Origin of the sequence: Neobacillus sp. 114, assembly GCF_030127045.1 — a bacterium.
Taxonomy (GTDB): domain Bacteria; phylum Bacillota; class Bacilli; order Bacillales; family Cytobacillaceae; genus Neobacillus; species Neobacillus rhizophilus.
Genome location: NZ_CP126144.1, coordinates 2,953,127 through 2,979,126 on the forward strand (window position 1 = coordinate 2,953,127; position 26,000 = coordinate 2,979,126).

The following is a 26,000-nucleotide window of genomic DNA, read 5'->3' on the forward strand; positions in this document are numbered from 1 at the left end:
TTCCTCCTTACACGTTTCATTTTATTCAAGGAGCCGAAAAATGTTAAAAATGCTATAATAGGACAAAAGAAGGATTTTAAGGAGATATTTATTGCATGAAAGAAACCTTGCGCAGCATTCCACCTGTACATGAGCTTCAACATCACCCACAGTTTAAAGTGCTGATTGAACAAAATCAGCTTGATGCAACAGCCCTGACTGGTCTTTTAAAAGACATTCTGGATGAGATTAGACAAGCAATCATCCGCCAAAAGTGGCAAGGGTCATTGCCTGGAACGGAATCGTTTATCGATGAAATTTTTCAACAGCTGCAATATAAAATTAAAAAACAGCTTTCCTATACATTAGAAAAAGTTATTAATGCAACAGGCACGATTTTACATACCAATCTTGGCAGGGCCAGGTTAAGCAATGCTGCTATTCAACATGTAGTGGAAGTAGCGCAAAACTATTCAAATCTTGAATATAATTTAAATGAAGGGGAACGTGGTTCCCGCCATAGTCATGTTGAAGCCTTGATTAAAGAGATTACTGGGGCCGAAGCGGCGATGGTCGTGAATAATAATGCCGCTGCTGTTTACCTCGTCTTAAGAGCCTTGGCCAAAAATAAAGAGGTCATTGTATCAAGAGGACAGCTAGTTGAAATCGGCGGATCGTTTCGAATTTCTTCTATCATGGAGGAGAGCGGTGCGAAATTAATCGAAGTTGGGACAACCAATAAAACTCATATTTATGATTATGAAAATGCGGTGACTCCCGACACGGCTATCATCTTGAAAGTTCACACCAGCAATTTTAAGGTAATTGGTTTTACGAAATCGGTTGAGTCAGAGGAATTAATTCAGCTTACAAAAACCCGTGAAGATGTCCTTTTCTATGAGGATTTAGGAAGCGGTGCATTATTTGACCTAAGAAACCATGGAATTGGGGACGAGCCGATAGTCAAAGAAGTAATCGGAATGGGTGCGGATGTTGTTACATTTAGCGGAGACAAGCTGTTAGGAGGTCCGCAGGCCGGAATTATTGCTGGGAAAAAGGCAATTATTGACCGATTGAAAAAACACCAGCTTGCGCGGGTGGTGCGGGTGGATAAAATGACACTTGCAGCTCTTGAGGGTACATTACTAGATTATGCCCGTGGTGAAAAGACGATGAAAAATATTCCGGTCATCCGTGATTTATTAATTTCTGTCAATGAATTAGACGAAAGGGCAACAAACTTTGTTACAAATTTGTTACAAAGGACAACTGCTTTTCAGGCAAATATTTTTCAAGCTACAAGTCAGGTTGGAGGAGGCACTATGCCGGATGTGGAATTGCCTGCAAGGGTCATAGCCCTGCGGCATGAATCCTTAACGGCCGAGCAGCTTGGCAGGAAGTTAAGAACGGAGTCCAAGCCTGCTATCATTGGCAGAATTCAAAAGGATGAATTTTTGATTGATTTGCGGACTGTTACTAAGGAGGAAGAGGAGCAGCTGCTAGATACATTGTTACATATTTAAGAAAAACGAAAGCATCGTTTCAGTGGATTCTGAATCGATGCTTTTTTCGATTAGCTAATCGTTAAATTACATATCATGGCTTGAATTATGTTTTTGACGCGTATGGTTACGATTTTTCACCTTTTTCGACCCGCTTAAAGGCTCCGGCTGGCCGGATTGTTTTGGGGCATTTCTGCGCATATCTGTCCCATCATTTTTGTTGGTCATCATTATCCCTCCTCATCAGTTAGGATGCGGTCAATCATTCTTTTTATGTGCTGAATATTTTTTTTTGTTCTGTACAATTTAATGGGTAAACAATTTAAGGAGGAATACTAAAGGTGCAAAGAAATCCTTATAACAAGAATAAACAGGAAGCTTTTCAAGCTGCTCAGCAGGGGTTTGAGAATGCACAGGGACTTTTCGAAACCATTGTCAGTGACAGTGCTAGCTATGGACATCAATTAAAGCATTTGAAAAATGAAGTAAATGAGGCGTATCAACAAATTGAGAATGCGCTCGAAGTGGCTTCTGAAACACAAAGGGCACAGCTAGAGCGTTTCCAGAATGATCTAAAACAAATTGTTACTGAAGTAAATGACTTTCAATAAAATTGAAAAAGCGGGAATCCCGTCCCGCTTTTTCAGTTCATATTAATATTCAAATAAGAAAATTACTGATTCTTTTTACGTTTCTTATTGTTTCGTCTTTCCATTTCTGTAAGGGGTTCATTGGCCATCTCTTCATTATAGCCTGCACCCATACCTTGCGCACCTGCTGCATTCATCCCTGGTATGACATGCTTCGCCTTTTTTTTCGCCATTAACCTTCACCTCCTGTTAAAATTACTATCTCCATTCGGACGAAATTAATGACAAATAAAAGTTTTTTTGCCATAATGTAAGAGGGAATCCTTCGGATGGCAAAAGAAAATTTTACATAGGTAATGATAGTTTTTTCGAAATATTCCGAACAAATTACATAAAAAAACATAAGAAAAACTTATCAATCACAATAACTTTCTTGTTATTTACTTATGTAATCGGTTGTATTAAGATTATTTTTGTGAGAAAAGTAAAAGCCGGATGGGGATTTTTCAACTTTTCGATTTTTGTATTTTTATGACGTATAAGGGGGTTACTACCATGGCGAAAAATGATGTGTTTAACGCACGATCTTCCTTTGACGTAAACGGCAAAACTTATCATTATTACCGTCTAAACGCTTTGGAAGAAGCAGGCATTGGCAACGTGTCCAAATTGCCTTATTCCGTAAAAGTATTACTTGAATCCGTGCTCCGCCAATATGATGGCCGTGTTATCACAAAAGAGCATGTTGAAAATCTTGCAAAATGGGGAACGGATGAGCTTAAAGAGGTGGATGTACCTTTCAAGCCTTCCCGTGTAATTCTTCAGGACTTCACTGGTGTTCCTGCAGTTGTTGACCTTGCTTCCTTAAGAAAAGCAATGGCAGACCTTGGCGGCGATCCAGACAAAATCAATCCTGAAAAAACAGTTGACCTTGTTATCGACCACTCTGTACAGGTTGACGCATATGGTAACGAAAATGCCTTAAAAGTTAACATGGATTTAGAATTCGAACGTAATGCTGAGCGTTACCAGTTTTTAAGCTGGGCACAAAAAGCATTCAATAACTACCGCGCTGTACCTCCAGCAACTGGTATCGTCCACCAAGTTAACCTTGAGTACTTGGCTGATGTTGTTCATGTTGCAGAAGTTGACGGCGAGCTTGAAGCTTATCCAGATACACTTGTCGGTACTGACTCTCATACAACCATGATCAACGGTCTTGGCGTGCTTGGCTGGGGTGTTGGCGGTATCGAAGCAGAAGCAGGCATGCTTGGCCAGCCTTCTTACTTCCCAGTACCAGAGGTTGTAGGGGTTAAATTAACCGGTGAACTGCCAAATGGTGCAACTGCTACTGACCTTGCTTTAAAAGTAACACAAGTTCTTCGTAAGCATGGCGTAGTTGGCAAATTTGTTGAATTCTACGGACCAGGCGTTTCTTCATTACCGCTTGCTGACCGTGCAACAGTTGCAAACATGGCTCCTGAATACGGTGCAACTTGCGGATTCTTCGCAATTGATGATGAATCACTTGGATATATGCGCTTAACAGGCCGCGATGAAGAAGCAATCAAAGTTGTTGAGGCATATTGCAAAGCTAACGGCTTATTCTTCTCACCAGCTGATGAGCCAGTTTATACTGACGTAGTCGAAATCAACCTTGCTGAAATCGAAGCAAATCTTTCCGGTCCTAAGCGTCCGCAGGATTTAATTCCACTTTCAAAAATGAAGGAAGAATTCGTGAAGGCTGTTTCTGCTCCTCAAGGCAATCAAGGCTTCGGCTTAGGTTCCGATGAGCTTGAAAAGTCTGCAACCGTTAAATTTAACAACGGCGACGAAGCAGAAATCAAAACAGGTGCTGTTGCGATTGCTTCTATCACAAGCTGTACAAACACTTCTAACCCATATGTTCTAGTGGGTGCAGGTCTTGTTGCGAAGAAAGCTGTAGAACTTGGAATGGAAGTTCCTAAGTTTGTAAAAACTTCTTTGGCACCAGGATCTAAGGTTGTAACTGGTTACCTTCGTGAATCCGGATTGCTTCCATACCTTGAGCAAATCGGCTTCAATCTTGTTGGTTACGGCTGTACAACATGTATCGGTAACTCCGGTCCATTAAAAGAAGAAATCGAAAAAACAATCGCGGAAAACGACCTATTAGTTACATCTGTTCTTTCCGGTAACCGTAACTTTGAAGGACGTATCCATCCGCTTGTAAAAGCTAACTACCTAGCATCACCACCGCTAGTTGTTACTTATGCATTAGCTGGAACAGTTAACGTTGACTTCGAAAAAGATCCTATCGGAAAAGACAAAAACGGCAACGACGTCTTCTTCAAGGATATCTGGCCAACTACTGCTGAAGTAAATGAAGTAGTAAAACAAACTGTTACACCTGAACTGTTCCGTAGAGAATACGAGAACGTGTTTGGCGACAACGAGCGCTGGAATGAAATCAAGACTAGCAACGAGCCTTTATATACTTGGGATGAGGATTCAACTTATATTGCAAATCCTCCATTCTTTGAAGGTTTATCTAAAGACCCAGGTGAAGTTGAGCCATTAACTGCTCTTCGCATCGTTGGTAAGTTTGGCGACTCTGTTACAACTGACCATATTTCACCTGCAGGAGCGATTGGCAAAAATACTCCAGCTGGTAAATATCTATTAGAAAAAGGCGTTCAGCCTCGTGACTTCAACTCTTACGGCTCCCGCCGTGGTAACCACGAAGTTATGATGCGCGGTACGTTCGCAAACATCCGTATCCGTAACCAAATCGCACCTGGCACAGAAGGCGGCTTCACAACTTACTGGCCAACAGGCGAAGTTATGTCCATTTATGATGCTTGCATGAAGTACAAAGAAGAAGGCACTGGCTTAATGGTTCTCGCTGGAAAAGACTACGGAATGGGATCTTCCCGTGACTGGGCTGCAAAAGGTACTAACCTATTAGGGATCAAGACTGTTCTTGCTGAAAGCTTCGAGCGTATCCACCGTTCTAACCTTGTATTAATGGGCGTTCTTCCACTTCAATTCAAAGAAGGCGACAACGCTGAATCACTTGGTTTAACTGGCAAGGAAACATTTGAAGTTCAAGTTGACGAGAACGTAAAACCACGTGACCTTGTAAAAGTTACTGCTACTGCTGAAGATGGCAGCAAGAAGGAATTTGAAGTAGTTGTCCGCTTCGACTCTGAAGTTGAAATCGACTACTACCGTCACGGCGGAATCCTGCAAATGGTTCTTCGTGAAAGATTACAAGGCTAATCCTTTAATAATAAAACACCATGCGTGAAATCGCATGGTGTTTTTTTGTGTTTTCTTAAAAATAATGGAATATTTGTCCTAACATCTACCTAATTAGAACCATATAATAAAACACAAAACCAATCTTTTTTTGTATATCGTAAAAGAGGAGTGAGTAATATGGGATGTGGTTGTGGAGGCAAGTCATCCAGACAAGTAAGACCCAATAATGTAAATTATTATGCGCCAAATCGAAGAAATGTGTATAGAAGGCAACCAGATAATTTGAATAATCAAGAAGGTCAAAATCAAGTACAACAAGATAATAATAACAAAAATCAGAAGTAATCCATAAATCCTCCTTTTGTATTTTGTTGACAATCCTGCTTATAATTGCTTAGAATGAGATTAATCAATCGTAAAGGAATGAAAAAAGGGCCGATGAAGTTTTAATCTTATTTTTCAGAACATGATTCGAATAAACGAAAAATGTTGAACCTGAAGAATGGGATAAGTCTGTCCTTTTTATGTCCTGATTATAAGCTGCTAATAACCTTTAAAGAGGTTTATTTCGTGTTGCTTTTAATAAGACATTTAACTCTCTTCAGGTTCATGGAGGGAGTTTTTTTATGAACAAAAATAATGTTATTTTAAGTATAAAAGGATTAGAAAAGAGCTTTCATTTACTAAAAATCTTAGATGAAATCCAGTTGGATATTAAATTTGGTGAAAGAATCGGTCTTGTTGGTTACAACGGCAGCGGCAAAACGACATTGGCAAATCTCATCTTGGGGAAGGAAGTGCAAGATCGTGGCCACATAGAAAAATCACCTGATCTGAAAATAGGCTACCTATCTCAATCAATTGATTATGAAGTAAATGATTTTCAGGAATCCTTAAAAATATGTGAGGTTTTTCAGCTCGCCAGCGAGTTAGGGTTGAAAAAGGTTCAAAATTGGCAGGATGAAAGGCTAGAGCATTTAAGCTGCGGCGAAAAGCTAAAACTTGCTCTTTCAAGTATATGGGCTTCAAAACCGGACCTGTTAATTTTGGATGAACCGACAAACCATTTAGACCTTAAAGGAGTTAATTGGTTAATTTCTGAAATAGAAAAATTCCCGGGTTCTGTTTTGAGTATCTCACATGACCGACATTTTCTTGATCAAACAGTTAACCGGATTTTTGAGTTGGAGGCTGGAAAGCTTCAGTTTTACCAAGGTAATTATAGTGAATACCGTAAGGAGAAGGAGCGCAAAATAGCGAACCAAAAGCATCAGTACGAAGTGCAGCAGCGCCAGATTGAACGGGTAGAAGAGCAAATGGACCAATTAAAATCCTGGTCGGATAAAGCGCATAGAACTTCCACAAAAGAGGAAGGTTTTAAGGAATATCACCGGGTCAAAGCAAAGAAGCGTGACGCACAAATAAAGTCAAAAATGAAACGACTGCAGAGTGAACTGGGCAAAAACAAGGTAGATAAACCTTTGGAAGAAGCAACGGTTCAATTTGAGTTTGACAGCTACGGAAAAAGAGGGAAGCGTATCATTGAGGCAAAAAATCTGTCCATGGCTTTTAAGGGCAGATACCTTTTCCGAAATTCCCAATTTTACATTAATTATGGAGAGCGGATTGGACTCCTTGGCGAAAATGGCTGCGGGAAAACAACGTTAATCAAAATTTTTATGGGATTGGTTTCGCGGACTGACGGAGAATTGTGGAAGAGCGATTCGTTAAGAATTGCTTACTTAAGCCAGGATGTTGCTGATTTACCTGTTGAAAAAACAGCAATCGAAGCATTGGGATTAACCGACCGCGATCACATTTTTAAAGCAAGAACCATGCTTGCCAACCTGGGGCTTAAGGAACAATTCATTACAAAACCTATTGGAACGTTAAGTCTTGGTGAACGGACCAGGGTTAAACTTGTTGACATGTTATTGAAAGACTATGATGTCTTAATTCTGGATGAGCCGACTAATTATTTGGATTTGCCCAGTAGAGAACAGCTTGAAAAAACATTATCTGAGTTTACTGGGACAATTATCACCGTTTCTCATGATTATTATTTTTTAAATAAACTTTGTAATCGGCTTTTGGTGTTTGAAGATCAGCAAATAAAGCGATTTGAAATGGGACCGGAGGAGTTTTTTAATAAAGAGAATAAAAAAGATGAAGGGGACCAAAAAGAAATCCTAATGGTAATTGAAAACAAAATTGCCGCAGTACTTGGGGAGTTAGCACTTATTGACCGCCAAGATCCAAAATATCCTCTATTAGATAAAGAATTTAATGAATTGCTAAAACAGAAAAGGAATCTGATTGGGTATGGGCCTCAGGGCTCTTCCCTTAACTGTCACAAAATCGAAATATGTATGCTTTGTTTCAACTGAGTTTATAGTGTAAAATCAGGGTAATTGGATTATGTATAAAGGAGAGATTCGGGATGGTGAAGAAAGTCATTGCTGCCGTGTTATTGATATCATTATTAACCGTAGCAATCGTCCAAGCAGTAAATAAAAAGGCAGAGAAACCCGAAACCGCAAGCCCGACAGCAGCTGCTCAAAACGGCCCGGCAATCGGCGCCAAAGCACCTGATTTTGAACTAAAAACATTGGCTGGAGAAACCGTCAAGCTATCTGATTTAAAAGGTAAAAAAGTTATGCTTAACTTTTGGGCGACTTGGTGTCCGCCATGTAAAGCAGAGATGCCTGATATGGAACAGCTTCATAAAGAAGCGGGTGACGATATAACCATCCTAGCGGTAAATATCGATCCGCAATTGGATGTTCAAGGATTTGTGAATGAATATAAAATAACTTTCCCAATCCTGCTTGACGCTGAGGATGCAGTAAATGAAAAGTATCAAGTCCTATCAATTCCATCGACATATTTTATTGATAGCAAAGGAGTCATTCAAAATAAATTCGTTGGTTCCATGAAGCTTGAGGAAATGAAGGAATTTACAAGCAAGTTGAAATAAACGTTGGATTAAACATCCAGCGTTTTTTTTTTGGCTAATAAGAAAGTATAAGTGCAACTACGCATCTGTCTTCGCCCTTAGGGGGCTCGCCAATCAGCTAGTTTTCTTTATAAAAAAAATAAAGAATTAAATTTTCAAAAAGTTGTAATAATTTAAACCGTTATTGGTGATAATAACTGTTAGAATAGGACATAAGGAAGGTGATACAAATGAGAAAGCCAAGAAAACGTTCTTTTGCGGAACTAGTATCTGAAAATAAATCACAACTTTTAAAAGACCGTGCTGCAATGGAAAAAATTGAACAGCGCATTGAAGCAAAGCGCCTCGGTAAAGCTGAGTAATTAAAAAAGATTACCATTCATTCATCTGCCCCCTTTGGACAAAATGTTAGTAAGGGGGGATTAGAATGGGTAAAGGTTATCAAACAAAACGCTTCCGTCCTACACATGTGGGGACGCAGCCAAGACGTTCAACTGCGAATAAGGGTAATCAAATGGGCGATACATCCGGACAACACGCCCAGGTTATGCAAACTAAAGGCGAATAAATATAGAAATCCAAGACCCGTGTGCACTTGCGCAGGGTCTTTTTAATTTGATAATGCAATTTTTTCTGTGATATTTTTTAGTCTTCGATACAAACTATATCTGTAACATGAACAATTTCTTAGGAGGAGTTAACATGCCTTATAACAACAAACCAAACCCAGATGATCGCAGCGATAATGTTGAGAAACTGCAAAACATGATTGAAAATACGATTCAGAATATGGAAGCGGCTGAAGAGTCCATGTCTTTCACTGACAGCGAAACACAGCGCCAGCAAATTCAAGAGAAAAATCAGCGCAGACAGGAAAGCATCGAATCTTTCCGTTCAGAAATTAAGGATGAGGCCAATAACAACCAGGAATAAAAAAGCTAAGGACCGGTTCTTCAAGGACGGTCCTTTTTTTGGCTAATAAGAAAGAATAAAATTTCCCCAAATTTTATTCTTTCTTAACGCATAAATTCAACTACGCCTCATGAACCGTCCTAACGTACTCGCCAATCGGCGAGTTTTCATTTAGTTCCCAAATTTTAAGTTATCAAGCCCGATGTGTTAAGATAGAAGGGAATTTCTTATGAAGAGTTGATCCTATTGAAACATGAAATGAACCAAATAAAGAATTGGAAAATGGAACTTCAGCAAAATGGAACTATCAAGGATGAAGGGCCAATTATTGCTGCTTTGGAAAAGGAAAGAAATCCTTTAATCTTATCGGACCTATTGACCACAGCGGCATTATCAAGACTTGGACGTAATAACCAGGACAGCATAGCCGTCCCAATGCTTAAAAAAGCTCTACAGTTGGACCCTGATAATAAAAAGGCAACGGAATATCTTTTTCGAGCTGACTGGAAAAAAATGAAGGATATTCTCGCTCCACTCATCTTTCCACCAATAAGGGAGACCGATAACCGAACAGCCAAGAAGAAAATTGCTGAGGAATACATAGAAATATGTAAAAGCTTTTTAACCGAAGCAGAGGATGCACTGCATGATCTTGAATCAAAGTCTGGAACCCCTTCACGGATGGATCAGACTGAACCCTATCGTCAGCTAAATGCATTATTATCTTTGGCAATTGGAGAAACCGCCTCATTATTAAAGGCTGCCGAAGAATATGATCAATCGATTACTGGTGTTTTTCATACTTCCGTCTACTATGAGGATTTAAAAAATCATTTAGCCAACCTCGAAAACATTAAAGTAAAATGGCAGGAGTTATTTGTTGAAAGTAATCATGAAGGCCAGTCTGAAAAAAAGGCGTTGGAACAGCTGAATGATATGGTTGGTATGGCTACGGTTAAAAAAAGAGTAAATGATTTCTATCAAGTGTTAAAATACCAAAAACAGCGCAAAGAACTTGGCTTTAAAATAAAGGATGAATTCAGCCTAAATATGATATTAACCGGGAATCCGGGTACTGGAAAAACAACGGTCTCCCGGCTGCTTGCAAAAATCTATCATGAACTGGGCGTCCTCCCACAGGAAAAAGTGGTTGAGACCAACCGTTCGCAGCTTGTCGGCTCATTTGTCGGCCAAACCGAAGAAAACGTCCGAGCCGCAGTGGAAAGGGCAAAAGGCGGCGTGTTATTTATTGACGAAGCCTATAGTCTGAAGCGGGAAGGCCAGACTGGAAATGATTATGGACAAGCAGCCATCGACACTTTGGTTGCCTTGATGACAAGTGAGGAGTACGGCGGGAAATTTGCGGTAATATTAGCAGGATATACCGAGGAAATGCGCAGCTTTTTAGAGGCTAATATGGGACTTCGCAGCCGTTTCCCACAATCTAATATGATTCATTTACCAAATTATTCGAATGAAGAGTTGATCCAAATCGCCGAAATGGCGGCTGCTGATAATGACTATTTGTTTACAGAGGAAGCAAAAGTGGAAATCAATCATCGTCTTGATCTCGAGCGGGTGGACGAGTCATTCGGAAATGCTAGAGCAGCTCGTAATATCGTGTTGGATGCCATTTTTAAAAAAGGATCAGAAAACAATAGCGAAGATGAAATTTTGAAATTTATCCTTTTAACAAAGGAAGATTTTCTTTTAGAGCAGCCTGAAGGTAAAGAGTCCCCGCAGGATCAGCTTGATGCCTTGATAGGTCTTGGGCCATTAAAAGAAGAAATTCGTTCATTAGTTTCATTTGTAAAAATGCAGCAATACCGTCGCAACAATGGTCTCCCGACCGTACCCATTCAACTGCATTCCGTTTTTACCGGCAATCCGGGAACCGGAAAAACTACTGTAGCTAAAATCTATGCCGAGCTGCTAAAGGAATGCGGTATTTTAAAAAGAGGTCATTTAATTGTAACGAGCAGAGCGGATTTTGTGGCAGGATATGTAGGGCAAACGGCCGGTAAGACAAAGAAGAAAATTAGGGAGGCTCTTGGCGGGGTCCTGTTCATTGATGAAGCCTATGCCCTCCTTGGGTCTACAGCAGGAGACTTTGGAAAAGAAGTAATCGATACGCTTGTTGATGAAATGACCAAGCATAATGATAATTTGGTTGTCATTTTAGCGGGTTATCCTGTTGAAATGAATGAATTATTGGAAAGCAACCCGGGGCTCCGTTCACGGTTTAAAAAGTTTTTCTTTTTCCCTGATTATGCACCTGAGGAACTGCTGGAGATTATCGTTTTCTATGCCGGAAGTTATCAATACAAACTTACAGAAAAAGCTAAAGGTCTGCTTACACAGTCTATGGAGAAGGAAGCTTTCAAAGGAAACGGACGGATGGCAGCAAACCTGGTGGATGAAATGATTCAGGCCCAGGCCAAAAGATTGATCAATTTAGAACACATCGAAAATCTATTGGAAAAAGCACAGCTACTTGAAGCGGAGGATGCAGAGGCGGCGCTTAAAAAGATAAAGTAAAAGATACCATGAAGGGGACGAGAAAGATGGAGAAATATTTTATTTCTAAAAGGGAAATACATCTGTACTATGCGGACACAGATATGATGGGCGTTATTTACCACGCCAATTATCTGAAGTTCTTTGAATTGGGACGGACTGCGTTAATTGAAGATCTTGGCTACAACTATTTATCCATGGAGGAAGCCGGTTACTATGCGCCGGTTTATGATATTCAAATTACCTACAAAAAACCATTACGGTACGGCGATCAAGCATTCGTAAAAACCTGGGTCGCCCATAACGATGGAATTAAGACGATTTACGGCTATACAATAATAAATGGAAATGAAGAAGTATGCGCTGAAGGTACTTCGACCCACATTATTGTGAAAAAAGAAAATTTCCGGCCGACATCATTTAAAAAAGTATTTCCGGAATGGTACTTGAAATACGAGGAAATAAAGAAACGGGACTAATCACAGACCCAGGAGGTAATCAGGTTGGCGTTTGGCATTAAAAAACGGGATATTGATGAATGGAAAAGAAAAATCGATTCTGGAGAAATCGCCTTTCTTACTCATTATTGGCTTGATGACCGCTTCCCCGGCTATAAAACTGTCACAAAGGTTGGCTGCGAGGATTTGGATAAGCTGGCTGCCTGGGGAACGAGATATGGTTTAAAGAAGGAATGGATCCATCACCGCAAGGATGGCTATTCTCATTTTGATTTAATCGGCCCTCGGCAAAAAGATATTTTAATACAAGAGGGACAGCTAGAACATATTTGGGATCGTGAAGAAGGCTCACTTGAATAATAAGTGGGCCTTTATTTTCGCTAATAAGTATAAAATTTCTCGAAATTCATACTTTACGCATAAATTCAACTATGCCTCTGTCTTCGTCCTAAGGGACTCGCCAATCGGCGAGTTTTCATTTATACAGGAAGCACCATCAACCCGCTGACTAATAGTAGAGCTATTATCGATGCATGAAGAAAAATAGTAGGGTAAATACTTTTTGTTTTTACCGTAATAATAGCAAAAAATAATCCGATTAAAATAAACAGGATGGTTAATGTAAAGGTTTGGCTAAATAATGAAGTGTTGAAGCCAAAGGCGATGCTTGTCATGACGACCCCTATTTTATTGCCTGCAGTGAGCCTAAAATGGGGAAGGAGAAGACCTCTCCACAATACTTCCTGTAATACAGCATAGGTAATCGAGAACACTAGAATATATAAAAAGGACTGCCCATTGACAGGCATTTTTTTCATATACAAAAGGATGGGGAAGCTTAGTAAAATAACGATAGAAAGTATCAAATAAATAACTTGGGCGGAAGAAGGAACAGAAGGCCTCCCAAAGTAGCTGGACATTTTTCGCTTAAATTTAATTAAAACATAGCGAATCATGAAGATTGGGATAAGCAATAAAAGTTGATTAAACATCACAAAAGAAAAGGCAGACAATCGAAAACGTTCAAGGAATTGACTAGCGTAACCGACCATCAGATTTCCAAGAAAAAACGTTATCAGGACCCACGTGAAAACTCTGCTTTCTTCCTTCAAAAAGGCAATGAACAGCAGCAATACGATCATGAAAGCAAAAAATGGAGTAAATATGCCTCTTGTGTAAAGAAAAGTCATGACCATAAATATAAAGCCTAAAATGATGCCAATGACATTTTTTTGCAGCACCAAAAATCCCCCCATACGCCTTTTACTCAAACAAAAAGGCCCCGACCTATCGGAGCCATTGTACCATATGCTGCTGGATTTCTTGATATTTTTGCTCAGCTTTCGAAAGACCAAACGTCCCGGCTGACTCAAGCGGCACCACACGATAATCTCGATTCGGATTCCTCGTTACAAATGTAGGATAAAAATTAGGATTTGAAAGTACAACTGAACTTCCTTGTTCCGTTGTCTGCTTGGTAACCTCAACCTCGGCCATTCCGCCAATATCTTTATATTCACCGTATTGGGCGGAAATGAAATTACCTAAAGAATAAACTACAAAGGTTTTTCTACCATCTGGATTATCAATCCATTCCATCGGCTGAAGAACATGCGGGTGGGAGCCAAAGATGATATCAGCTCCTTCTCCTGCCAGAAAGCGGGCCAGATCTTTTTGGTCGGTGTTCGGGATTCGCTGGTATTCATTACCCCAATGAATACTTACAACTACCACATCTGCTTTGTCTTTGGCACGATGAATTTCTTCTTGCATATGATCGCGGTTAATCAGGTTGACTAGATAGTCTTTTCCTTTTGGTACAGGAATTCCGTTAGTTCCGTATGTATAGGAAAGAAAGGCGAGCTTAATCCCATTTTTCTCTATAATTCTTAATGTTTCTCTATCCTTTTCATCGACAAAGCTGCCGACATAGCGGAGACCAATCGCATTTAGATAAGCCGCTTCCGACTGAATCCCGCGTTCACCCTTGTCCAATGAATGATTGTTTGCATTGGAGACGATATCAACACCGTTCATAGCTAATGCATCGGCAACCGAGTGTGGACTATTAAAGGTCGGATAACTGGAAAGTCCAAGTTCTGTGCCTCCAAGAACGCTTTCCTGATTGGCGGTAAGCACATCAGGCTTTTCTAAAAGCGCTTTCACATCTTCGAACATTGGGTCGAAATTATAGCTCGCCCCGTTAAAGGCATCCTGATATACAGGACTGTGAATTAGAATATCCCCGATGGCACCAACCGTTATTTTTTGTGTCAACGAATGCTGGAGGTTTTCCATGGGCCGGGACTTGTGAATTGTTGTTGCGTAAACTTTTGCGGTATGATTAGATTGGCTTTGTTGTTTAATCAGGAGGACAGTGGCAAGGAGAGAACAGCCAATAATAATCAACAAGGACGGAATAATGGATTTTTTCATCATATTCTTCTCCTATTATTATTTTGGTTTAATTGTTCTGTGTATCTTTTTATTCTTTGATAATACTATAAATTATTATCTGGCAAATTAAAACATATTTTGACAACATTTTTTTTAACAAGGATGTGATTAAATTGTTTAAAGTAACGGAAGCGGCGTACCGAGTATTAATTAAAACCGTGAATAACGAGAAGAAAACTGCGGATGAGGAACTTTATCTGCGTTTAAGCATGGGAATTGGCTGAGGGGGACCAAAGTTAAATCTGTCTCTGGAGGAGCGGAAAATTAAAGGAGACCTCACCTTTGAGTTTGAGGATCTGATTATTATCATTCATGAAAAGGATTTTGTATATTTTGACCATACAAAGCTAGATTACGTTGAAGATGTAATGGGCAATAAAAAATTTCAATTGTTAAAGATATAAATAAAAACTCGCCGATTGGCGAGTCCGTTATGATGGTTCATAAGGCGTAGTTGAAATTATTCTTTTTTATTAGCCAAAAAAGGCGGAGCTCCAAAATGGCGGGCTCCGCTGTCTTATTTAATCTTCCATTTCCTCAAAAAACTCGATTAATTCTTCAAAATTTCTCGTGACCTTTACGGGAGAACCTACACTCATTTCACCGGATAAAAATTCAATTATAAACTCGTTTACGTCATTGCTATCGGAAACAACACTAGTGTAAATATAGTCCTGGGCAGTTTTTTTCATCTTGTTTCCCTCCAGTCAGTAAGCTATCTTCCTATTTTTATTTTACTTTATAAATTACTTACTGAATGGAAGGAATATGAAATTTATATGAAAATTATAAAAGGAACCAATGAGGTTCCTTTACAGCCATTTTATTTTCGGTTCTGTCTTATTCACGATTCTACGAATATTAGCACGGTGCCGGTAAATAACGAACGATGCCATCAGGGTGATTACGATAAGTAAAGGAATGTCCCATTTTTGTACGAACCCCATGGTAATGACATAAATAATACCGATAATTCCAGCGATCATTGATGATAAAGAAACATATTTGCTAATGTAAAGACTTATAAAGAAAGCTACTACCAGAGTCACGAACAAGATTGGGGCGCTGAACAAAATGACGCCGCCAGATGTAGCAACTGCTTTACCACCTCGGAACCCTGCAAAGATGGGGTAGGTATGTCCAATAACAGCCAATACACCTGGAATCAGTGGGTTCATATCAACATGAATCAGATAGGGCAGTGCTGCTGCTAGAGTCCCTTTTAATATATCAGCAATGGTAACCGCTAATCCCGCTTTCACTCCAAGTGTTCGAAATGTATTGGTTCCCCCTAAATTGCCACTGCCATGCTGGCGAATATCGGTTTTATAAAAAACTTTCCCGACAATTAAGCCAGAGGGGATGGAGCCAAGCAGATAAGCAAGGATTAGAACAACAATAATTTGAATCATTAACTATTTCTCCTCCAAAAAAAGAATCCAGTTCTTCTATTTTACCATGTTATTTTGAAAAAACACTATCTCTTAAATAGTTTATGAGTCAAAACTCCTATAAAAATGTCTTCCCATTTCATATGTCATACCGTACGATAGTATCTGGGGAGGAACAATATTTATGGCTCGTATAGAATATCAAAAAAGTAAGCCAAGTTCACAAAAATGGCTGCTGGGAGGATTGGCAGGAAGCATTTTCCTGATTATTTCCTCGATTTTTATATTTTTCTATCCTTTTGCATCAGAAGAGAAAAAGGTCTATTTTAACGGAAGCAGCCCAATTTTATTTAAAGGGGCACAGCAGGGCAATGCTTTAATTGAAGGGAACAATATCTATATTCCATTCCATTTTTTAAAAGAAAGTATGGACCACTCCATCACTTACGATGAAAAATCGAAATCCGTCATTATTACCACTAAAGATAAAGTAGTGCAAATGCCGACCGATTCGTTAACGTATTTTGTCAACGAAAAGCCTGTTTCTTTACAGCTTTCGCCTATCAAATCGATGGATGGCGATATCTATCTAGCTCTTGACTCCATTCTTGCTTTTTACCCGATTCAGTATCATAGGCTTCCACAAACCGGTGCCATTTGGATACAGCAAGACGGGGAAACATATCAAACTGGAAGAATTATAGATAAAGATATCAACAGGGAAAAGCTTAGGCTTCGGACAAAAGCTTCGTGGCAATCCCCTTATACTGCAGAAATGAACAAAAAGGAAGCTGTTTCAATCGAGGGAGAAAAGGAAGATTTTTATCTTGTCAGGAAGGCTAACGGTATCAGCGGCTATATCAAGAAAGAGTATGTGAAAAAAGAAGAATCCGTGAAAATTTCGATTGTCCGTGAAAGTAAATCATTTCAACTGCCGAAAATAACCGGGCCAATCCATTTGACATGGGAAGCCGTTTATACAAAGAATCCAAATGCCGCAGCGATTCCTGAAATGGCTGGAATTAATGTGGTTTCTCCAACTTGGTTCTCATTGGCGGGAGAAGATGGTTCCATCAAAAACCTAGCATCATTGGAATATAGCAAGTGGGCTCAGGCGAAGGGAATCCATGTGTGGGGACTGTTTTCTAATTCCTTTGACCCGGTATTGACAAACAAAGCTTTCAAGGATTTTGAAACCCGACAGAAGATCATTCGGCAGTTGCTTTATTTCAGCCAAATGTATCAGCTGCAGGGAATCAATTTTGATATCGAAAATGTAAATCCTGAGGACGGACCAATGGTTACACAATTAATAAGGGAGGCAGCCCCATATTTGCATGAAGCGGGTTTAACTGTATCGATGGATATTACATTTTCCGCCGGTGAGAATAACAATTGGTCCTCATTCTATGAAAGGCCAAAGCTTGCTGACATTGCGGATTATTTAATGATCATGGCTTATGATGAACATACCGCAGCTACAGGCCCTGGCAGCGTGGCGAGTCTTCCATGGGTAAAGCGGAATTTGCAAAAACTGCTGACGGAGGTGCCGAAGGAGAAACTTATATTAGGGGTTCCATTGTACGCCCGGCTATGGAAAGAACAAACGAAAGCTGATGGTACGAAAGAGGTCATTGCTCAGGCGCTTTCTATGGAGAAGGTGAAGGCATGGCTGACCGAGCGAGGATTGCGGCCTGCCTATGATGAGGAAAGCGGGCAAAATTATGCGGAATATTATGATGAAACAGAGAAGGCTAATTATAAAATTTGGATTGAAGATGAAATGTCCTTAAAGAAGCGGGCTGAATTGGCAGTGAAATATGAATTAGCCGGAGTCGGAAGCTGGTCAAGACTTTTCGCTGACCAAACGGCATGGACTGCTCTTAACATCCTTTCTGAAAAAAATATCACCAAAAACGAATAACTGGCATGTGCCGGTTCAGGCTGTCGAGAAACTATCGATAGCCTTTTATTTTATCCACTTTCTTTAATGATACACTGCGTTAATTTGTTATAACAATATTAATAAAAGGCCTTTCAACAGGCCCTTTTGCCAGGGATAATCAATAAAAATTTGGTAATTTAGGTTTGAACAAAATTAAAAATTGCCGAGAAAAATACCCTTTTTCGACAATCTGAACGGGCATGTGCCGGTTTTTTGTATTTATTTCCAATAAATTAGGGAGATTTAAAGGCAATTTCTTTACAGAAATATGGAGAATTTTCAAACCATTTGTTAATTCGGTGGAAGGGATGTATCTGTTTTTCTATAATTTAGCTAAAATAAATATAGAAACATAAAGAATAACAGGCCAATATTAATCCACTTGGTCGGTTTTATCATATCTACCATGTTCTCTAAGGGGTGAAAAAACATGAGGAATGAAAAGGAAAATACAAACTTTCAAGAGCTGGCGGAACAATATGAAGCAATCAACAGAATGTTAGAAAACCGGTTACAAGAGGAAATCGTCAAGAATAAGGAAAAAGATCTTATTTTAATCCAGCAGGCAAAAATGGCAGCGATGGGCGAAATGATTGCTGGCATCGGCAGCCAATGGCGCCAGCCTGTAAACAGTTTATTAATGTTAATCCAAGATATCAGAGCTGCCTTGGAATATGGTGAAATAAACGGTCAATACGTCGATCGATTTACAAGAGAAAGCGTGATTCAGCTTGAAAATATGTCGAGGACATTTAGTGATTTTCGGAAATTCTATAAGCCCAATCTTGAAAAAAAATTGTTCTCTGTCAGTGAAGCCATTGAGGATGCGTTGTCAATCTTTTCAATTTGTCTCAAAAACCACGGGATCCAAGTGGACTTTATGTACAGGGGACAACAAATGGCTTACGGGTACCCGAATGATTTCAGTCAAATTGTCCTAAGTCTTTTAATGAACGCTAGGGACTCTTTTGTGGAGAAGGACATTAAGAATCGAAAAATTATCATAAAAATTTGCGAATCAGATAAGTATATTACGGCAGAATTTAAAGATAACGCAGGGGGAATTGAACCTTTCTTGCTAGCTAAGGTATTTGACCCTTATTTTACATCGAGAAGGCAAGGAACTGGACTTGGGCTTTATATGTCTAAAACCATGCTGGAAAATATGAACGGCTATATTTCTATTGAAAATAATGGTGAGGGGGTCAGTGTTTCCATTTCGGTCCCTAAGGTTACTTCCGCTGTCAGACCTGAACTGAACCCGATTTAAGTTGGCTTCCGATTCGTTGGAAGCTTTTCATTATATATTTTTAGTAGATAAAGGTACAATAAGGAAAATATGTTTCTAGGAGTGAAAGAAATGACTATAGAAAATCCAAGCCTTGAAGAAATGGGCGCTATTTTAAAAAACGCAAAAAGGATTGCGGTTGTCGGTTTAAGCAATAATCCCGACAGGACCTCTTATCAAGTATCTAACGTCATGCAAAAGGCGGGCTACGAGATTATTCCCGTAAATCCGACGATCGATGAAGTGCTCGGTGTAAAGGCTGTAAAATCATTAAAGGATATTGAGGGCCATGTAGATATTGTTAATGTTTTTCGCCGCTCAGAGCAATTATTCGATGTGGCAAAAGAATTTGTTGAAATTGATGCTGACGTATTTTGGGCACAGCAAGGACTCGAGAATGAAGAAGCCTATCAATTTTTAAAGGAAAAGGGCTATACCGTCATTATGGACCGCTGCATTAAGGTTATCCATGCTTTAACAAGATCAAGATAACATGAAAAAAAGCTGCCAACGATACTGGCGGCTTTTATTTTTTCTGTCCAAAATATAGGGAAATTAACCATACGAAAAACGATTGTTTTAAATTACTTATTTGCTAAATCGAAATAAATCGCTAAAATAAAGCATAGACGCCAAATGATCTTATGGTAAAATTAAGTAACAAAACGTTTGTTCTATTATTGTTTACGGAAAGAAAAATACATTTTTTATAGATAGCAGGAATCTGTTTTTTAGAATTGTTTTCTTTTTGTAGGGATGAAAGGGGTATTTTTAGTGGCAAGAAATCAACAAGCTTTTGAATACAATGATGATGCCATACAGGTACTAGAAGGACTAGAAGCAGTCAGAAAGCGTCCTGGAATGTACATTGGCAGCACCGATTCACGAGGACTGCATCATCTCGTCTATGAGATTGTCGATAACGCTGTCGATGAAGCGCTTGCAGGCTTTGGTGAACACATCATTGTCAAAATACACAAAGATAATTCGATCAGTGTCGTCGATAAAGGCCGCGGGATGCCGACGGGTATGCATAAAATGGGGAAACCGACACCGGAAGTCATCTTAACCGTGCTTCATGCAGGCGGTAAGTTCGGGCAAGGCGGATATAAAACAAGCGGCGGATTGCACGGTGTTGGTGCTTCTGTTGTAAATGCATTATCAGAATGGTTAATAGTCACCATTAAGAGAGACGGCTTTGTTTATGAACAGCGTTTTGAGAATGGCGGTAAGCCTGTCACAACACTCGAAAAGATCGGCAAAACCAATCAAACCGGAACAACGATCCATTTTAAGCCTGACACCACAATCTTTTCGACTACCACCTATAATTTTGAAACATTGGGTGAACGATTACGAGAATCTGCCTTTTTATTAAAAGGCTTAAAAATAGAAATCATCGATGAGCGAAACAATCTTCATGAGGTTTTCCATTACGAAAATGGAATCGAGGCTTTTGTTGCCTATTTGAACGAGGAGAAAGATTCTCTTCATCCTGTATTCAGCTTTGAAGGCACGCATAATGGCATTGAAGTGGATTTCGCCTTCCAATTTAATGATGGCTATTCTGAAAATGTTCTATCATTCGTTAACAATGTCCGCACAAAGGATGGCGGTACCCACGAGGTTGGTGCTAAAACGGCGATGACGAGGGTATTCAACGATTATGCACGCAAGGTTGGTTTGCTGAAGGAAAAGGATAAAAATCTTGATGGTGCCGATATTCGTGAAGGATTATCCGCGATTGTTTCCGTTCGTATCCCTGAAGAACTATTGCAATTTGAGGGTCAGACAAAAGGGAAATTAGGAACAAGCGAAGCACGGTCTGCTGTTGATTCTGTTGTTTCCGAGCATCTTTCTTACTTTTTGGAAGAAAATCCGGACATCAGTTCCCTGCTTGTTAAAAAGTCGATTAAAGCCTATCAGGCACGGGAAGCGGCCAGAAAAGCGCGTGAAGATGCCCGAAGCGGGAAAAAGCGCAAGCGCACTGAAACGGTATTGTCAGGGAAATTGACACCTGCCCAATCACGAAACCCGCAAAAAAATGAACTCTACTTGGTGGAGGGTGATTCCGCGGGGGGCTCAGCAAAGCAAGGTCGTGACCGCCGTTTCCAGGCTGTGTTGCCGCTAAGAGGTAAGGTTATTAATACAGAAAAGGCCAAGCTTTCCGACATTTTTAAGAATGAAGAGATTAACACGATTATTTATGCTATTGGCGGAGGAGTCGGTTCTGATTTCAATATTGAAGATATCAACTACGACAAAATCATTATTATGACAGACGCTGATACGGACGGAGCGCATATACAAGTTCTTTTGCTGACGTTCTTTTACCGCTATATGAAGCCGCTTGTAGAAGCAGGCAGAGTGTTCATCGCCCTTCCGCCGCTCTTTAAAGTCAGCCGTGGCACAGGCAAGAAAGAAATCATCGAGTATGCCTGGAATGAAGATGAATTGCAGACAGCCATCAAAAAGGTCGGCAGGGGTTATATTATTCAGCGTTATAAAGGTCTTGGCGAAATGAATGCCGACCAGCTTTGGGAAACAACCATGGACCCAGAAACTCGAACGCTGATTCGGGTGAAAATTGACGATGGTGCTCGTGCAGAACGCCGGATCACCACGCTAATGGGTGATAAAGTTGAACCGCGCCGCAAATGGATTGAAAGTAACGTCGCATTCGGATTGGAAGAAGACGATACGATTTTAGAAAATGAAAACATCTCTGTTGCAGATGAGGGGGTTGAAGGATGAGTGCTAGTGAAAAATTCCGCGACTTACCTCTAGAGGACGTCCTTGGCGACCGTTTTGGCCGCTATAGTAAATACATTATTCAAGACCGCGCTTTGCCAGATGCTAGAGACGGTTTAAAGCCGGTTCAGAGAAGAATTTTATATGCCATGCATGTCGAGGGCAATACCCATGACAAAGGCTTCCGGAAAGCCGCCAAAACCGTTGGTAATGTTATTGGTAACTACCACCCGCATGGTGATTCGTCAGTTTATGAAGCGATGGTACGGATGAGCCAGGACTGGAAGGTTCGTAATGTGCTAGTGGAAATGCACGGCAATAACGGTAGTGTTGACGGGGATCCGCCGGCAGCGATGCGTTATACCGAAGCACGGCTTTCGGCGATTGCTGCTGAGCTATTGCGTGATATTGAAAAAGATACGGTTGATTTGATTCCAAACTTCGATGATACATCTAAAGAACCAACCGTTTTGCCAGCAGCGTTCCCGAACCTTCTTGTTAATGGATCTACAGGGATCTCAGCAGGTTATGCGACTGATATTCCCCCACATCACCTAGGCGAGGTCATTGACGGTGTGATAATGAGAATGGATAATCCAGGTGTCACTGTTGATGAATTAATGACAGTGATAAAAGGACCTGATTTCCCAACCGGCGGAATTATCCAAGGGATCGACGGAATTAAAAAAGCTTATGAAACTGGTAAAGGAAAAATCATTGTTCGCGGAAAAGCGGAAATTGAAGATGTCCGCGGCGGCCGACAGCAAATCGTTGTAACGGAAATTCCGTACGAGATCAATAAAGCCAATCTCGTGAAAAAAATCGATGAATTCCGCCTCGACCGTAAAGTCGAAGGAATCTCAGAAGTTCGTGATGAAACAGACCGAACCGGTCTTAGAATCGTCATTGAACTTAAAAAAGATGCCGATGCAGCGGGAGTTTTGAACTATTTATATAAAAACAGCGACCTGCAGATTTCCTACAGTTTTAATATGGTCGCCATCTATAACAGACGGCCCAAACAAATGGGGCTTCGCGAACTGCTGGACGCATATATCCAACATCAAAAAGAAGTCGTGACAAGAAGAACTACCTTTGATTTGAACAAAGCAAAAGAACGCCAGCATATTGTTGAAGGCTTAATGAAGGCCTTATCGATTCTCGATGAAGTGATTGCCACGATTCGGGCATCAAAAGATAAGCGTGATGCGAAGGATAACTTAATCGCTAAATACGCGTTCACAGAGCTTCAGGCAGAAGCAATTGTCTCTTTACAGCTTTATCGCTTAACAAATACCGACATTACGGCTTTAAGAAATGAAGCGGAAGAATTGGCTAAAAAAATCGAAGAGCTGACTAGCATATTAGATAGTGAGAAAAAGCTTCTTTCCGTTATTAAAAAAGAGTTAAAAGAAGTGAAAAAACGCTTTGCTGATGAACGCCGTTCGAAAATTGAAGCAGAAATTCAAGAGCTGAAAATCAACCTAGAAGTTATGGTGCCAAGTGAGGATGTCATTGTGACGGTTACTGAACATGGCTATGTCAAACGGACGAGCCAGCGCTCTTATGCCGCTTCCAACGGTCAGGATTTTGCCATGAAGGAATCAGACCGTATCTTAGCGCAGCTTGATATGAATACACAGGATGTTCTGCTCCTGTTCACGAATAAAGGGAATTACTTATATTGCCCAGTTCATGAGCTTCCTGATATCCGCTGGAAGGACATGGGTCAGCACATCGCGAACATAATTCCAATTGACCGCGATGAAGATATTGTCCAAGCCATACAGGTAAAGGATTTTGAAACAAACGCGTTCCTTGTCTTTATTACCAGAAACGGTATGGTTAAGAAAACCGAACTGAAGCAATATCATGCCCAGCGCTATTCCAAACCACTGGTGGGCGTGAATCTGAAAGATGATGATCAGGTAATTGACGTCCATTTAACAGATGGTACAAAGGAGATATTCCTAATTTCACATTTAGGCTATGCCTTATGGTTTGACGAGGAAGAAGTAAGCATTGTTGGACAGCGGGCAGCCGGGGTGAAAGGAATAAATCTAAAAGATGGCGATTACGTGGTTGGCGGTCAGGCTCTTGAGCCAAACAGTTCCCAATCCATTGTAGTGGCCACCCAGCGCGGTGCATTGAAACGAATGAAGTTACGTGAATTTGATAAATCATCCCGTGCAAAACGGGGCGTTGTGATTCTTCGTGAACTAAAAGCCAATCCTCACCGAATAATGGGCTATGTTGCTGCTAAGGATCAGGATGAAATATTTATACAGACAGAAAAAGGCAATATTGAGACAATAAAAACTTCAGACATAAAATTTAGTGACCGCTACTCCAATGGCTCTTTCATTCTAGATGAAGGAGTAAATGGAAAGGTGACAAGAGTTTGGAAGGTCGAAGGTAAAGAAATCCCAGCTGAATAATATTTTCATAAGGGCTCTCTTAAAAAAGAGGGTCTTTTTTTTCATCTTTTTTCCATTCCTGGGCATACTAACTAATAATCAGTATGGGGAGGGATTTATGTGAAAAAAGAAACGCTTTTAGCTGTTTTTGCTTTTTTTATGGTTTCGCTTTCTGCCATTACAGTTGTTTATGCCATTGAAGAAAGAGCAAAAGTGATTACGATATCGAAAGAGGAAGAAGATATCACAGGTGATGGAAAAAACGAGGTCATCCAATTAAAAGGGGAACCCTACCAGGATGATGAAAATAGTTACCTAAAAGAAATTTTCATCGAAATAGATACTTCAGATGGGAAAACTACGACAATTCCACTTGAAAGTGGAGCAAAAGCTGCACTGCAACTGGCAGATATTAATCATGATGGCATAAAGGATGTATTTGCCACTGTTGATACTGATGGCAGCGGCGGAATCGTCGATACATTTTTATGTACGCTTAAAGATTTTGAAAAAAAGGATCTAAGAGTCTCTGAGCCTCTTGATATGGAAACTCATTTTTTAGATGGCTATAAAGCAGAAATCAAAATTAACGCTACAGGTAAATCCTATCTTTTCGACCTTAGAGATCGAAAGGATTATTATAAAAAAATGGGGCTTTATCGAAAAGGAAAACTGAATGAACCAACCGAATTAATGGTGAACCCTTTTAACAGTCTTGAACCTATCCAATTAGATGGGGGAAAATTGGGGTTAAAAGGTATTCAAAAAGTTACCGGAATTGCAAATGCAGATACGATTGCATTAGTGGAGTCTATCTGGTCTTATACAGATGGAAAATGGAAATTAGTTAAGGTGGAAGTAAAAAAAGAAGAGGTTTAGGATAAAAACACAGGAAACCCCTGTGTTTTTTGATGGTCTAGGGCGGCTAGTGTCCTTCGCTCTCCGCCCTACGATAAGTCAACATCGAATCGCTTTCGCTCTTCGTGTTTCCTTTATCTCAGTTGGAGAGCTCCAGGACATACGCCGCTGAACAGGGCGCTTGCGCTTTTGTTCTTGACCGACAAATTGTTTACGAATTATACTTAGGTTGGTAAATAAATTAGTAACCTATCTATTTTGTAGGAGGTGGATAAAAGTGGCAGATTATATTAATAATGCAAATACCACACAAAAACTTCTAAGGGCATTTTCACAGTTTAGAAAATCCGGGTGGCATGATCGGCAAATAGCCGGCTATAATCCCAGTGAAATTAAAGTTCTATTGGCGATAAGGCATGAAACAAACGAGGAGAAACCAGATATGAAGGTTTCCGAGATTAGCAGTATTCTTAGGGTTACGTCTCCAACAGTTACGCAGATTGTTAATAAGCTCGAAAAGGATGACCTTGTTGAACGCAACACCGACCCCATTGACCGACGCGCTGTCAATATTCACCTAACAGAAAAAGGCATCGAAGTTACGAACGAAGCTAAGAAAGCCTTTACTGAAACCTTTGCTGGTTTAATTGATTATTTAGGGGAGGACGACAGTGAGAAGCTTGCTGAGCTTCTCAATAAAGTTTTTAACTATTTCGAGCATACCTATCGTCAATAA

24 protein-coding genes are annotated in these 26,000 nt (G+C 40.1%); 18 read left to right on the forward strand and 6 right to left on the reverse strand.

The genetic code is table 11. The annotated features are described in order from the left end of the window. Positions 1-95: 95 nt before the first annotated feature. Entirely contained in the window at positions 96-1,502 is a 1,407-nt protein-coding gene (selA, locus tag QNN06_RS14485; protein ID WP_284037771.1) for an L-seryl-tRNA(Sec) selenium transferase, read from the forward strand. Between the two features lie 66 nt (positions 1,503-1,568). Here selA and QNN06_RS14490 read toward each other — a convergent pair whose 3' ends face one another. Continuing rightward, positions 1,569-1,709, reverse strand: a complete 141-nt coding sequence (locus QNN06_RS14490; protein WP_213115690.1) for a small acid-soluble spore protein P — start codon at positions 1,707-1,709, stop codon at positions 1,569-1,571. A gap of 113 nt (positions 1,710-1,822) precedes the next feature. On the opposite strand from QNN06_RS14490, the gene QNN06_RS14495 reads away from it, so the two are divergent. After that, the gene (locus QNN06_RS14495; RefSeq protein WP_213115689.1) at positions 1,823-2,092 is read left to right on the forward strand and encodes a hypothetical protein; all 270 of its coding nucleotides are present in this window, start codon (positions 1,823-1,825) and stop codon (positions 2,090-2,092) included. 62 nt (positions 2,093-2,154) lie between these two features. On the opposite strand, the gene sspO is transcribed toward QNN06_RS14495, so the two are convergent. Next, positions 2,155-2,304 carry a small acid-soluble spore protein O gene (sspO, locus tag QNN06_RS14500; protein WP_213115688.1) on the reverse strand — a complete coding sequence of 50 codons (150 nt, stop codon included), beginning with the start codon at positions 2,302-2,304 and terminating at the stop codon, positions 2,155-2,157. Between the two features lie 322 nt (positions 2,305-2,626). Here sspO and acnA point away from each other — a divergent pair, with 322 nt between their 5' ends. The 9 genes from acnA to QNN06_RS14545 all read left to right on the forward strand — a co-directional run bounded on the left by acnA (position 2,627) and on the right by QNN06_RS14545 (position 12,517). After that, positions 2,627-5,332, forward strand: a complete 2,706-nt coding sequence (gene acnA / locus QNN06_RS14505; RefSeq protein ID WP_217034544.1) for an aconitate hydratase AcnA — start codon at positions 2,627-2,629, stop codon at positions 5,330-5,332. Positions 5,333-5,940: 608 nt separating this feature from the next. Then, positions 5,941-7,701, forward strand: coding sequence for a ribosomal protection-like ABC-F family protein (gene abc-f / locus QNN06_RS14510; RefSeq protein ID WP_284037772.1), 1,761 nt, complete (start codon positions 5,941-5,943; stop codon positions 7,699-7,701). A gap of 53 nt (positions 7,702-7,754) precedes the next feature. After that, positions 7,755-8,291 carry a peroxiredoxin family protein gene (locus QNN06_RS14515; RefSeq protein WP_284037773.1) on the forward strand — a complete coding sequence of 179 codons (537 nt, stop codon included), beginning with the start codon at positions 7,755-7,757 and terminating at the stop codon, positions 8,289-8,291. Between the two features lie 209 nt (positions 8,292-8,500). Next, entirely contained in the window at positions 8,501-8,632 is a 132-nt protein-coding gene (locus QNN06_RS14520) for an FbpB family small basic protein (protein WP_066304847.1), read from the forward strand. A 65-nt stretch (positions 8,633-8,697) separates the two neighbouring features. Further along, on the forward strand, positions 8,698-8,838 hold the full coding sequence (locus QNN06_RS14525) for an acid-soluble spore protein N (RefSeq protein ID WP_217034550.1): 141 nt from the start codon (positions 8,698-8,700) through the stop codon (positions 8,836-8,838). 134 nt (positions 8,839-8,972) lie between these two features. After that, a complete protein-coding gene (tlp, locus tag QNN06_RS14530) occupies positions 8,973-9,203 on the forward strand; it encodes a small acid-soluble spore protein Tlp (RefSeq protein ID WP_217034552.1) in 231 nt (76 codons plus the stop codon). 225 nt (positions 9,204-9,428) lie between these two features. Beyond that, positions 9,429-11,720, forward strand: coding sequence for an AAA family ATPase (locus tag QNN06_RS14535; RefSeq protein WP_249366387.1), 2,292 nt, complete (start codon positions 9,429-9,431; stop codon positions 11,718-11,720). A gap of 26 nt (positions 11,721-11,746) precedes the next feature. Then, positions 11,747-12,178 carry an acyl-CoA thioesterase gene (locus tag QNN06_RS14540; RefSeq protein ID WP_213115682.1) on the forward strand — a complete coding sequence of 144 codons (432 nt, stop codon included), beginning with the start codon at positions 11,747-11,749 and terminating at the stop codon, positions 12,176-12,178. 24 nt (positions 12,179-12,202) lie between these two features. Beyond that, positions 12,203-12,517, forward strand: coding sequence for a hypothetical protein (locus QNN06_RS14545; protein WP_213115681.1), 315 nt, complete (start codon positions 12,203-12,205; stop codon positions 12,515-12,517). Positions 12,518-12,636: 119 nt separating this feature from the next. On the opposite strand, the gene QNN06_RS14550 is transcribed toward QNN06_RS14545, so the two are convergent. The 4 genes from QNN06_RS14550 to plsY form a co-directional block, all read right to left on the reverse strand. After that, the gene (locus tag QNN06_RS14550; RefSeq protein WP_284037774.1) at positions 12,637-13,398 is read right to left on the reverse strand and encodes a CPBP family intramembrane glutamic endopeptidase; all 762 of its coding nucleotides are present in this window, start codon (positions 13,396-13,398) and stop codon (positions 12,637-12,639) included. A gap of 46 nt (positions 13,399-13,444) precedes the next feature. Further along, the gene (locus tag QNN06_RS14555) at positions 13,445-14,596 is read right to left on the reverse strand and encodes a CapA family protein (protein WP_217034556.1); all 1,152 of its coding nucleotides are present in this window, start codon (positions 14,594-14,596) and stop codon (positions 13,445-13,447) included. Positions 14,597-15,135: 539 nt separating this feature from the next. Continuing rightward, entirely contained in the window at positions 15,136-15,306 is a 171-nt protein-coding gene (locus tag QNN06_RS14560) for a hypothetical protein (protein ID WP_213115678.1), read from the reverse strand. Positions 15,307-15,426: 120 nt separating this feature from the next. Beyond that, complete coding sequence (gene plsY / locus QNN06_RS14565) at positions 15,427-16,026, reverse strand: glycerol-3-phosphate 1-O-acyltransferase PlsY (protein WP_213115677.1); 600 nt, start codon at positions 16,024-16,026, stop codon at positions 15,427-15,429. A 163-nt stretch (positions 16,027-16,189) separates the two neighbouring features. Between plsY and QNN06_RS14570 the strand changes: the two genes are divergently transcribed. The 7 genes from QNN06_RS14570 to QNN06_RS14600 all read left to right on the forward strand — a co-directional run bounded on the left by QNN06_RS14570 (position 16,190) and on the right by QNN06_RS14600 (position 26,000). Then, positions 16,190-17,929 (forward strand): glycosyl hydrolase family 18 protein, encoded by a 1,740-nt coding sequence (locus QNN06_RS14570; protein ID WP_213115676.1) that lies wholly within the window; start codon positions 16,190-16,192, stop codon positions 17,927-17,929. A 451-nt stretch (positions 17,930-18,380) separates the two neighbouring features. Then, a complete protein-coding gene (locus QNN06_RS14575) occupies positions 18,381-19,220 on the forward strand; it encodes a sensor histidine kinase (RefSeq protein ID WP_213115675.1) in 840 nt (279 codons plus the stop codon). Positions 19,221-19,310: 90 nt separating this feature from the next. Next, positions 19,311-19,730, forward strand: coding sequence for a CoA-binding protein (locus QNN06_RS14580; protein ID WP_213115674.1), 420 nt, complete (start codon positions 19,311-19,313; stop codon positions 19,728-19,730). 282 nt (positions 19,731-20,012) lie between these two features. Next, on the forward strand, positions 20,013-21,992 hold the full coding sequence (parE, locus tag QNN06_RS14585) for a DNA topoisomerase IV subunit B (protein ID WP_213115673.1): 1,980 nt from the start codon (positions 20,013-20,015) through the stop codon (positions 21,990-21,992). After that, on the forward strand, positions 21,989-24,427 hold the full coding sequence (gene parC / locus QNN06_RS14590; RefSeq protein WP_284037775.1) for a DNA topoisomerase IV subunit A: 2,439 nt from the start codon (positions 21,989-21,991) through the stop codon (positions 24,425-24,427). Before parE ends, parC begins: the two co-directional genes overlap by 4 nt. 99 nt (positions 24,428-24,526) lie before the next feature. Next, positions 24,527-25,285, forward strand: a complete 759-nt coding sequence (locus QNN06_RS14595) for a hypothetical protein (protein WP_213115671.1) — start codon at positions 24,527-24,529, stop codon at positions 25,283-25,285. Between the two features lie 256 nt (positions 25,286-25,541). After that, positions 25,542-26,000, forward strand: a complete 459-nt coding sequence (locus tag QNN06_RS14600; protein WP_284037776.1) for a MarR family winged helix-turn-helix transcriptional regulator — start codon at positions 25,542-25,544, stop codon at positions 25,998-26,000.

Coding starts and splice junctions, on each gene's coding strand:
- selA (WP_284037771.1), top strand. CDS start 96: ATGAAAGAAACCTTGCGCAGCATTCCACCTGTACATGAGCTTCAACAT.
- QNN06_RS14490 (WP_213115690.1), bottom strand. CDS start 1,709: ATGACCAACAAAAATGATGGGACAGATATGCGCAGAAATGCCCCAAAA.
- sspO (WP_213115688.1), bottom strand. CDS start 2,304: ATGGCGAAAAAAAAGGCGAAGCATGTCATACCAGGGATGAATGCAGCA.
- acnA (WP_217034544.1), top strand. CDS start 2,627: ATGGCGAAAAATGATGTGTTTAACGCACGATCTTCCTTTGACGTAAAC.
- abc-f (WP_284037772.1), top strand. CDS start 5,941: ATGAACAAAAATAATGTTATTTTAAGTATAAAAGGATTAGAAAAGAGC.
- QNN06_RS14515 (WP_284037773.1), top strand. CDS start 7,755: ATGGTGAAGAAAGTCATTGCTGCCGTGTTATTGATATCATTATTAACC.
- QNN06_RS14520 (WP_066304847.1), top strand. CDS start 8,501: ATGAGAAAGCCAAGAAAACGTTCTTTTGCGGAACTAGTATCTGAAAAT.
- QNN06_RS14525 (WP_217034550.1), top strand. CDS start 8,698: ATGGGTAAAGGTTATCAAACAAAACGCTTCCGTCCTACACATGTGGGG.
- tlp (WP_217034552.1), top strand. CDS start 8,973: ATGCCTTATAACAACAAACCAAACCCAGATGATCGCAGCGATAATGTT.
- QNN06_RS14540 (WP_213115682.1), top strand. CDS start 11,747: ATGGAGAAATATTTTATTTCTAAAAGGGAAATACATCTGTACTATGCG.
- QNN06_RS14555 (WP_217034556.1), bottom strand. CDS start 14,596: ATGATGAAAAAATCCATTATTCCGTCCTTGTTGATTATTATTGGCTGT.
- QNN06_RS14560 (WP_213115678.1), bottom strand. CDS start 15,306: ATGAAAAAAACTGCCCAGGACTATATTTACACTAGTGTTGTTTCCGAT.
- plsY (WP_213115677.1), bottom strand. CDS start 16,026: ATGATTCAAATTATTGTTGTTCTAATCCTTGCTTATCTGCTTGGCTCC.
- QNN06_RS14570 (WP_213115676.1), top strand. CDS start 16,190: ATGGCTCGTATAGAATATCAAAAAAGTAAGCCAAGTTCACAAAAATGG.
- QNN06_RS14575 (WP_213115675.1), top strand. CDS start 18,381: ATGAGGAATGAAAAGGAAAATACAAACTTTCAAGAGCTGGCGGAACAA.
- QNN06_RS14580 (WP_213115674.1), top strand. CDS start 19,311: ATGACTATAGAAAATCCAAGCCTTGAAGAAATGGGCGCTATTTTAAAA.
- parC (WP_284037775.1), top strand. CDS start 21,989: ATGAGTGCTAGTGAAAAATTCCGCGACTTACCTCTAGAGGACGTCCTT.